The sequence below is a fragment of the Azospirillum sp. B4 genome, from assembly GCF_000333275.1.
GTDB lineage: Bacteria > Pseudomonadota > Alphaproteobacteria > Azospirillales > Azospirillaceae > Nitrospirillum.
In genome coordinates, this window is sequence record NZ_BACU01000682.1 from 1 (window position 1) to 8,806 (window position 8,806).

5 protein-coding genes are annotated in these 8,806 nt (G+C 66.7%); 2 read left to right on the forward strand and 3 right to left on the reverse strand.

All coding sequences use genetic code 11. The features are described 5' to 3' along the window. Positions 1 to 140: 140 nt before the first annotated feature. Positions 141 to 1,595: an Asp-tRNA(Asn)/Glu-tRNA(Gln) amidotransferase subunit GatB gene (gatB, locus tag I55_RS30635; protein WP_044564520.1), complete on the reverse strand. Its 1,455-nt coding sequence runs from the start codon at positions 1,593 to 1,595 to the stop codon at positions 141 to 143. 391 nt (positions 1,596 to 1,986) lie between these two features. Here gatB and I55_RS30645 point away from each other — a divergent pair, with 391 nt between their 5' ends. Further along, entirely contained in the window at positions 1,987 to 5,418 is a 3,432-nt protein-coding gene (locus I55_RS30645; protein WP_159107305.1) for a CHASE domain-containing protein, read from the forward strand. A 75-nt stretch (positions 5,419 to 5,493) separates the two neighbouring features. Here I55_RS30645 and I55_RS30650 read toward each other — a convergent pair whose 3' ends face one another. Continuing rightward, entirely contained in the window at positions 5,494 to 6,513 is a 1,020-nt protein-coding gene (locus I55_RS30650) for a TIM44-like domain-containing protein (RefSeq protein WP_044564519.1), read from the reverse strand. 274 nt (positions 6,514 to 6,787) lie between these two features. Between I55_RS30650 and I55_RS30655 the strand changes: the two genes are divergently transcribed. Further along, on the forward strand, positions 6,788 to 8,377 hold the full coding sequence (locus I55_RS30655; protein WP_252181376.1) for a S10 family peptidase: 1,590 nt from the start codon (positions 6,788 to 6,790) through the stop codon (positions 8,375 to 8,377). A gap of 21 nt (positions 8,378 to 8,398) precedes the next feature. Here I55_RS30655 and I55_RS36550 read toward each other — a convergent pair whose 3' ends face one another. Next, positions 8,399 to 8,758 (reverse strand): hypothetical protein, encoded by a 360-nt coding sequence (locus I55_RS36550; RefSeq protein ID WP_148294062.1) that lies wholly within the window; start codon positions 8,756 to 8,758, stop codon positions 8,399 to 8,401. Positions 8,759 to 8,806: the final 48 nt, after the last annotated feature.

Below are 8,806 nucleotides of genomic sequence, written 5' to 3' on the forward strand. Positions count from 1 at the left end.
GCGGGAAATGAAAGGGGGACAATTGGCCCCCCTCCCCCGGCTTCGCCGGCGAACACCCCGGCGAAGCGCTACTTTTGCCTGTCGGGCCAAGGCCCAAGGCGCCGGTCTTAACCTTGATCCTGCGCCTCGGCTCCCAGGCTTCAGCCCTTCAGCTTGGCCGTCAGGATCTCATTCACCAGCGCCGGGTTGGCCTTGCCCTGGGTGGCCTTCATCACCTGGCCGACGAAGAAGCCGAACAGCTTGTCCTTGCCGCCGCGGAACTCCGCCACCTTGTCGGCGTTGGCCGCCATCACGGCCGCGATGGCCTGGTCGATGGCGCCCGTATCCGTGACCTGGCGCAGGCCCTTCTCCTCCACGATCTGGGCGGCGGGCTTGCCCGTCTCCAGCATGTCGGCGAACACCTCCTTGGCGATACGGCCGGAGATGGTGTTGTCGGCGATCAGGTCGATCAGGCCGCCCAGCGCGGCGGCGCTGATGGGCGAGCTGTCGATGTCGGCACCCGTCTTGTTCAGCGCGCCCAGCAGGTCGCCGATGACGAAATTGGCGGCCTGCTTGGGATCACGGCCCCGGGCCACTTCCTCATAGAAGTCGGCGCGCGACCGTTCGGCCACCAGCACGCCGGCGTCATAGACCGGCAGTTTGTAGTCGGCCATGAAACGGGCCTTCTTGTCGTCCGGCAGTTCCGGCAGGGTGGCCTTGATCTGCTCCACCCAATCGGCGTCCAGTTCCAGCGGCAGCAGGTCCGGATCGGGGAAGTAGCGATAGTCGTGCGCCTCCTCCTTGGAGCGCATGGACCGCGTCTCGCCCTTGTTCGGATCCCACAGGCGGGTTTCCTGGACGACGGTGCCGCCATCTTCGATCAGCGTCACCTGGCGGTGGGCCTCATACTCGATGGCCTGCTGGACATAGCGGATGGAATTGACGTTCTTCGTTTCCGTCCGCGTGCCGTACTTCTCACCCGGCTTGCGCACCGACACGTTGATGTCGCAGCGCATGGAGCCTTCCTCCATGTTGCCATCGCAGGTGCCGAGGTAGCGCAGGATGGTGCGCAGCTTGCGCAGGTAGGCGGCGGCCTCCTCCGGCGTGCGCATGTCGGGTTCCGACACGATTTCCATCAGGGCCACGCCCGACCGGTTCAGGTCGATATAGGTCTTGGTCGGGTTCTGGTCGTGCAGGCTTTTCCCTGCGTCCATTTCCAGGTGCAGGCGGGTGATGCCGACCTCTCGGGTGGAGCCGTCCGCCAGGTCCAGCACGATGGTGCCATAGCCGACGATGGGCTGCTGGAACTGGCTGATCTGGTAGCCGGATGGCAGGTCGGCATAGAAGTAGTTCTTGCGATCGAAGACCGAGCGCAGATTGATCTGCGCCTTCAGGCCCAGGCCCGTGCGCACCGCCTGCTCCACGCAGACCTCGTTGATCACCGGCAGCATGCCGGGGAAGCCCGCGTCAACGAAGCTGACTTGGCTGTTGGGCGCGGCGCCGAAGGCGGTCGCCGCCCCGCTGAACAACTTGGCATTAGAGACGACCTGGGCATGGACCTCCAGCCCGATCACCACTTCCCATTCGCCCGTCTCGCCCGCAATCCGATAAGCCATCGTCTTCGCCATCAAGTCCAATCATGGAGTGAGGGGTTTTCATGGCCGGAATCGCGTGAAAACGCAACCGGCTTGGCACCCGGACAGCCCTAGGCCTGTCTGCCCCACGCCCTGATCGCGCGGTGACCGGTGGCCTGTCACAAAAGCGCCGCGTGAGACGGGCGGATCCGCGCCAGCCAGTTACTTCGGCGACAAAATAGTGTCCTTGGGAATTTTAACCGAATATCTAAAGTATATAGTCGGCGAATATCCTTGGCTGGTAAAGATTCATCCAGAATTTGGGCCTAAGCTCTCCCGAAATGTCGATGGGTGGGGAATGGCCTGGACGCGTCTCTTTTCAAGCCATGAAGGCGGCCCGCGTCCTGGCCGCTTGCCTGGTCTTGCGTTTGGGTTGGTCTATCATCGAATAGCGGCCCCCCTCATCGTCCTGGTTCTGGTTCTCGTTGGAGGGGTCGCCGCGGCTTGGCTGGTTCATGGCCACAACCGCGCCGCCGCCGCCAGCAGCCTGGGCCTCCGCGCGGCTGAGTTGACGGAAGATCTGCACCAGCGCCTGAACCTGTTCCAGTACGGGTTGCGCGGCGCCCGCAGCGCCATCGTGGTCGCCGGGACGGATACGCTGACGCGGGAGCAGTTCCGCCTCTCCGCCTCCACCCGCTCCCTGGATGAGGAATTCCCCGGCGCCCTGGGCTTCGGCTTCGTCCGCCGCGTGGCGCCATCGGCGGAGACGGCGTTCGTGGACCGGGAACGGCGTAGCGGGCGCGACGGGTTCCGTGTCCGGCAACTGACCGCCCATGAGGGCGAGCGCTTCATCATCCAGTATGTGGAGCCGGAAAGCCGCAACGCCGCCGCCATCGGCCTGGACATCGCCTCCGATCCAGACCGGCGCCTGGCGGCGGTGGATGCCATGCGCCTTGGCGAGCCGCGCCTGACAGCACCCCTGACTCTGGTTCAGGCCGACAGCCGGCCGGCACAGGGCTTTCTTCTCCTGCTGCCCGTCTATTCGCTTGGCAGCGAGATCCACACGCCTGCGCAACGCGCCGCCGCCACCATCGGGTGGACCTATGTGCCGCTGCTGATCAGCGACGTGCTGGCGAAGTCGGAACTGATCCGCGACGACATCTCCTTCACCCTGCGGGATGTGACCGACACACCCGACGCCCCGCCCTTCTACACCGCCCCGGCCACCGCGGAGGGCGCGGTGGAGGGCGTGAGCCGGGATGAGATCCTGACCGTCTTCGGCCGGCGCTGGATGGTCCATTTCCAGGCCACCCCCCTGTTCCTGCCGCCCTTGAACCTCACCCCGCCCTGGATGGCGGCGACCAGACTGGCCATTGGCGGCATCCTGGTGTCGCTGCTGCTGCACCTGTATCTCCTGAACCTGTCCCGGAAACTGCAGGCAGGCGAGGAAAAGGCGGGCCAGGCCCAGCGCCTGGAGGCGGAGGTGAAGGCACGCACCGCCGACCTGGCGGAACGGGAGGCGCGTTTCAAGACGCTGACCGAGTTGTCCACCGACTGGTATTGGGAGGCGGACCGCGATGGCCGCTTCACTGCCATGTCCCAGGGGGTCGCCCGCATCGGGCTAGACCCCAGCACGCTGATCGGCAAGACCCGCCGGGACCTGTCGGTCAGGGCGGACGACCCGAGGCTGGACCATTACGAGGAGATGCTGCATCGGGGCGAACCCTTCCGCGATTTCGGCTACGATCTGCAGGGCGACGACGGCACCCTCCACCACATCGTCGTCAGCGGCACGCCCATCCTGGACGATGCCGGCACATGCGTCGGCTATCGCGGATCGGGCCGCGACGTGACCGAGCAGTTGCGCGCGGACCATGCCCTGCTGGCCAGCCAGCGCTTCATCCGGGCCATCGCCGACAACATTCCCGGCATGGTGGGGTACTGGGACGCCGATCTGCGCTGCCGCTTCGCCAACAAGCAATACCGGGAGTGGTTCGGACGATCGCCGGAGGATATCGTCGGCTGCGCCATGCGCACCCTGCTGGGGGAACACCTGTACCAGGCCAACGAGCCGCAGATCGCGGCGGCCCTGACGGGGGAGACGCAGCACTTCGAGCGCTCCATAACCAAGGCTGATGGCAGTCCCAGCGACGTCTGGGTCCATTATATGCCCGACATCGACCACGGGGGCCGCGTCCAGGGCTTTTTCGTGCTGGTCACCGACGTCACGCCCCTGAAGCGGGCGGAGCAGGAGCTGCGCATGATTTCGTCGCGCCTCGCCCTGGCGACGAAAGCCAGCGGCATCGCCGTCTGGGAATTCGATGTGAGGAGCCGCCACCTGGACTGGGATGACCAGATGTTCCAGCTCTACGGCCTGCGGCGCGGCGAAACCAGCACCCTCGACGCCTGGCGCATCCAGTGCGTGCCGGAAGACAGGGCCAGGGTCGAAGACGAATTCCGACGCGTGCTGGGCGGCGGGCGGGATCTGGATACGGAATTCCGGATCCGGCATCCCGACGGCAGCCTGCGGCATGTCAAGGCCGCCTCCATCACCGAACGGAGCCCGGACGGACGGCCGGTCCGCGTCATCGGCGTGAACTGGGACATCACCGGCATCCGGGAACACGAGGCGGAGTTGCTGGCCGCCCGGGCCACGGCCGAAAGCGCCAGCCGGGCCAAGACGGATTTCCTGGCCAACATGAGCCATGAGATCCGCACCCCCATGAACGCCATCCTGGGTCTGACCCACTTGCTGCAACGATCGGAGTTGCCGCCGGACCAGCAGGATTTCGTCACCAAGATATCGACCGCCGGCCGCGGACTGCTGGCGCTGATCAACGATATCCTCGACTTCTCGAAGATCGAAGCCGGCCGGATGGACCTGGAACATGCGGAGTTCCGCTTGCCCGACCTGCTGGACAGCCTGACCTCCATGCTGGCGGTCAACGCCAGGGACAAGGGGCTGGGCCTGTCGGCCACGGTGGCCCAGGGCACACCCATGGCCCTGATGGGCGACCGCGTGCGCCTGCAGCAGGTGCTGGTCAACCTGGCGGGCAACGCCGTCAAATTCACCCACACGGGCGGCGTCGCCGTCCGGGTGCAGCACGAAGGCTGGCGGCAGGGCCGGGTCATCCTGCGCTTCACCGTCACCGACACAGGGATCGGCATCCCCGCCACCGCCTTGCCAGCACTGTTCAGCGCCTTCACCCAGGCGGACACCTCCACCACCCGGCGCTACGGCGGCAGCGGCCTGGGCCTCGCCATTTCGAAACGGCTGGTCAACCTGATGGGGGGCGAGATCGGCGTCGAAAGCCAGCCGGGCTCGGGAAGCATCTTCTGGTTCACCGTGCCCTTGGAGCCAGCGGCGGTCACCCTCGAATCGGATGGGGGCGATCCGAACGAGGGTATGGCGCCGCCGCGCAAGCCCCGGCGCGGCACCCAGCCGCTGGCGGGGGTGCGGCTGCTTATGGTGGAGGACAACAGCGTCAATCAGGACGTCGGCCGCCTGATCCTGCAGGCGGAGGGCGCGGCGGTGGATGTCGCCGCCGATGGAAGCCTTGCCCTGGACCGGCTGGCCGCCACCCCCGACGCCTATGACCTGGTGCTGATGGACATGCAGATGCCAGTCATGGATGGCTATGAGGCGACACGCCTGATCCGCCAGCAATTGGGGCTGACGGCGCTGCCCGTGGTGGCGCTGACCGCCGGCGTCCTGGATGAGGAACGGGACCGGGCCTACGCGGCCGGCATCACCGCCTTCATGACCAAACCGTTCGAGGTGGAACAGATGGTGTCCACCATCCGCCACCTTGTCAGGCGGCCGGGAAAGACCATGTCGGGAAAAGCCGGCACCGCGCGGTCCTGACGCCGCCGACCGCCCGGATCGCGACCCTGCGATCCGGGCATCGGCACGGCGGGGTGGACCGACGGTGCCACAGGCTCAGACCTGCTGAATGGCGGAGAGCAGCCAGCGGCCGCCGTCGGCCTTCACGAAGGTCCACAGCTCCTGCACCTCTTCCGGGCGGTGCTCGTCGCCCGCCACGACGCGGCCGGTGTTCTCATCCACCGTCCAGTCGCGGGCACGCCAGCGCAGCAGGGCGGTGCAGTAGGTGCGGTCGTCCTCGTGCCAGCTTTCCACCACGTCTCCCTTCACCAGTTGGACGTCGGCCACCTGGTTGCGGATGCCGCGGCTCTGGTTTTCCGTCATCTCCTCGCCGTAGTAAGACAGCATCTCCGGCGTCAGATGGCGGCGCAGGGCGGTCAGGTCGCCCTTGCTCCAGCTGTCCATGATGCCGGTCAGGATCTGCTCGAAGGCCGACAGGTCCTGGCCCTGCATCTGCACGCCGATGGCGGGAACCGGCGGCGGGGGCGGCACGGACCCGCCATAGGAACCGCCGAACGGCGTCGCCTGGTAGGGCGGCTCCTGCGGCTGGTACAGGTCATAGGTCATGCCGGAGGAGGTGGCAGGCCGAGGGCCGCTGATCGCCATGCGCACCAGGCGATAGATCAGGTAGGCGATGCCCAGCATGATCAGCAGCCGCATGAAGCCGCCAAAGGCGCCACCCGACCCGCTGCCGTAGTCGCCCCCGACGCCGTAGCCATGATGGCCGAACAGCGAGTTGTACAGGCTGGCGCCCAGGAAGCCGCCCATCATGCCCGACAGGAAGGGATGACGCTGGGTGAAGCTGGGTTGGGCGAATCCAGGCTGGGCGAAGGGCTGCTGGAACGCCGGGCGCGGCTGATAGGCCGGCGCCGCCGGGGCGGCGGCCGGCGGCGGCGTGATGCTGCGCTGGATGGGCTGGCCCGTCACCGAGGGGTTGGCGGGTGTGGTGTAGGTCCGGCTGCCGCGGCTGCCGGAACTGGAACTGCGGCCCGGGCGGGCATCGGCGGCCAGGGGCGCCAAGGCCAGGGCCACAGCCAGGACGGCGGCGACCGCACGCGAACCAAACCGAGCGAACATTCTCTCTCCCCCTGAAAATGCGGAGCCGCCTCGGCTCCGCCCCTAATGTGGTCCCGCCTTGCAAAATTGCGAGGGCCACTGTGGTGGAGCGCCGCAATACCGCTTTTTGGCGTCCAGCGACAGACGGGACCTTTGCCGCCAAGGGATTATCATGCCTAGACTGCGCGAAGACGGGGCCGGCGCCGTGGGGAGGCGACGGGCTCGCCCAAAACGAAATCTGGCAAAACGAAATCTGCCAAGACGAAACCTGAGGATAAAACGGGGGTTCCTTCTCATGCCCGCACCGAAATGGAAGCTGGCGGCCCTGCTGGCCGGCACGGCCCTGGTCCTGCTGACCACGCACATGGCCATCACCAGCCGGCCGGCCAACGCCGGCGACAAGCCGGCCGCCGACCAGGCCAAAACCGACGACAAGGGTGACAAGCCCGGCGCTGACAAGGACTGGACGCCCAAGCACTTCACCATCGACCGCAGCGGCACCTTCAACGGCAAGCGGGTGGACTACCAGGTGCTGGCTGGCGAAACCCACCTGGTGAACGACAAGGAGGAGGACGCGGCCACCGTCTTCTCCACCGCCTACGTGAAGAAGGGCGTCAAGGACGCGACCCAGCGCCCCCTCATCTTCCTGTTCAACGGCGGTCCCGGTTCCGCCAGCCTGTGGCTGCACATGGGCGCCTGGGGGCCGAAGCGCGTGGACGTGCCCAGCGACGCCACCAACGCCGGCAGCCCGCCCTACCCCCTGAAGGACAACCCGCAAAGCCTGCTGGACGTGGCCGACCTGGTCTTCATCGACCCCGTGGGCACGGGCTACAGCCGCCTTCTGCCCAAGGGGGACGAGAAGGACTACTACGGCGTGAAGCAGGACGCCCATTCCATCGCGCAGTTCATGCGCAAGTGGCTGACCGAGCACAAGCGCTGGAATTCCCCCGTCTTCATCGGTGGTGAGAGTTATGGCGGCATGCGCATCGGCGCCCTGCTGCCCGAACTGCTGGAGAATGGCGCGCCCGTGGGGCTGAACGGCCTGATCGTCGTTTCCGGGGCGGTGGACTATGGCGCGTTCGAGTTCAACCGCGGCAACGACGTGCCCTATCCCGCTTTCCTGCCGACCTACGCCGCCGTGGCCTGGTACCACAAGAAGATCGCCGACACCTCCATGGGCTTCGACGCCTTCATGAACCAGGTGCGCAAGTTCGCGGTGGAGGAGTATCCGGTGGCCCTGCTGAAGGGCAACCGCATGAGTGCGGCCGAGCGCAAGGGCGCCATCGACAAGCTGGCGCGTTTCACCGGCCTGTCGCCCGCCTACCTGGACCGCACCAACCTGCGCATCCGCGACGTGCGCTTCGCCAAGGAACTGCTGCGCGATCAGGGCAAGATCGTCGGCATCTACGACGGCCGCTACACCGGCCAGGAATATGACTCGGCCGGCGACACGGTGGAGAGTGACCCGTCGGGCTATGGCGTGGGCGCCGCCTTCGCCACCACGCTGCAGAGCTACCTGCTGAGCGACCTGAACATCAGGATGGACCGGGAGTACCGGACCAGCGGCGACGTGGGCAAGAACTGGGACTGGAAGACCTGGGGCGACGAGGGCGGCGGCTACGCCAACGTGGCGCCGTGGTATGGCGACGCCATGCGCCAGAACCCCAAGCTGAAGGTGTTCATGGCCGGCGGCTGGTACGACATCTGCGTGCCCTTCTTCTCCAACGAGAACGCCATGAACGCCAACGGCGTGCCCACCGATCGCGTGACCTTCAGCTATTACGAGGCCGGCCACATGATGTACCTGAACCGCGCCGCCCTGGATAAGCTCACGGACGACGTCCGCCACTTCGTGAAGGCGGCGGCGCCGGGGGCTGGGGAGTAAGACCGGGAACCGGCGGGGTGGTCAGCGCCGTCCCGCCACCGCGCGGGCCGACTTCAGGCGCGTGGGATGATCCGGATTGCGCCACAGGAATCCGGACACCTCCTTGAGCGTGGCCGGCAGCGGCTCCGCCCCGGGATGCGAGCGATAGCTCCAGAACCGGTAACCCCGCCGCCACAGCGCTTCCACCTTCCGCCATTGGGCGACGTCAGTGCGCTTAGGCGCCTTGAATGAGCGCCCCATCAGGCATAGAACCCCGCCGCATGCGGGACAAGATCGCCTACCCTCCCCCACGCCACCAAACCGCACGGGCAGTTTCCAGGAACGCCGGCAGGCGAAACAGGCGTGGGCGATCAGGTAGCGGCTGACGAAGGGCGCCGTCACATGGCTTCCGTTTTTCGGGATCATCATCACAGCCACGGGTCAGGATGA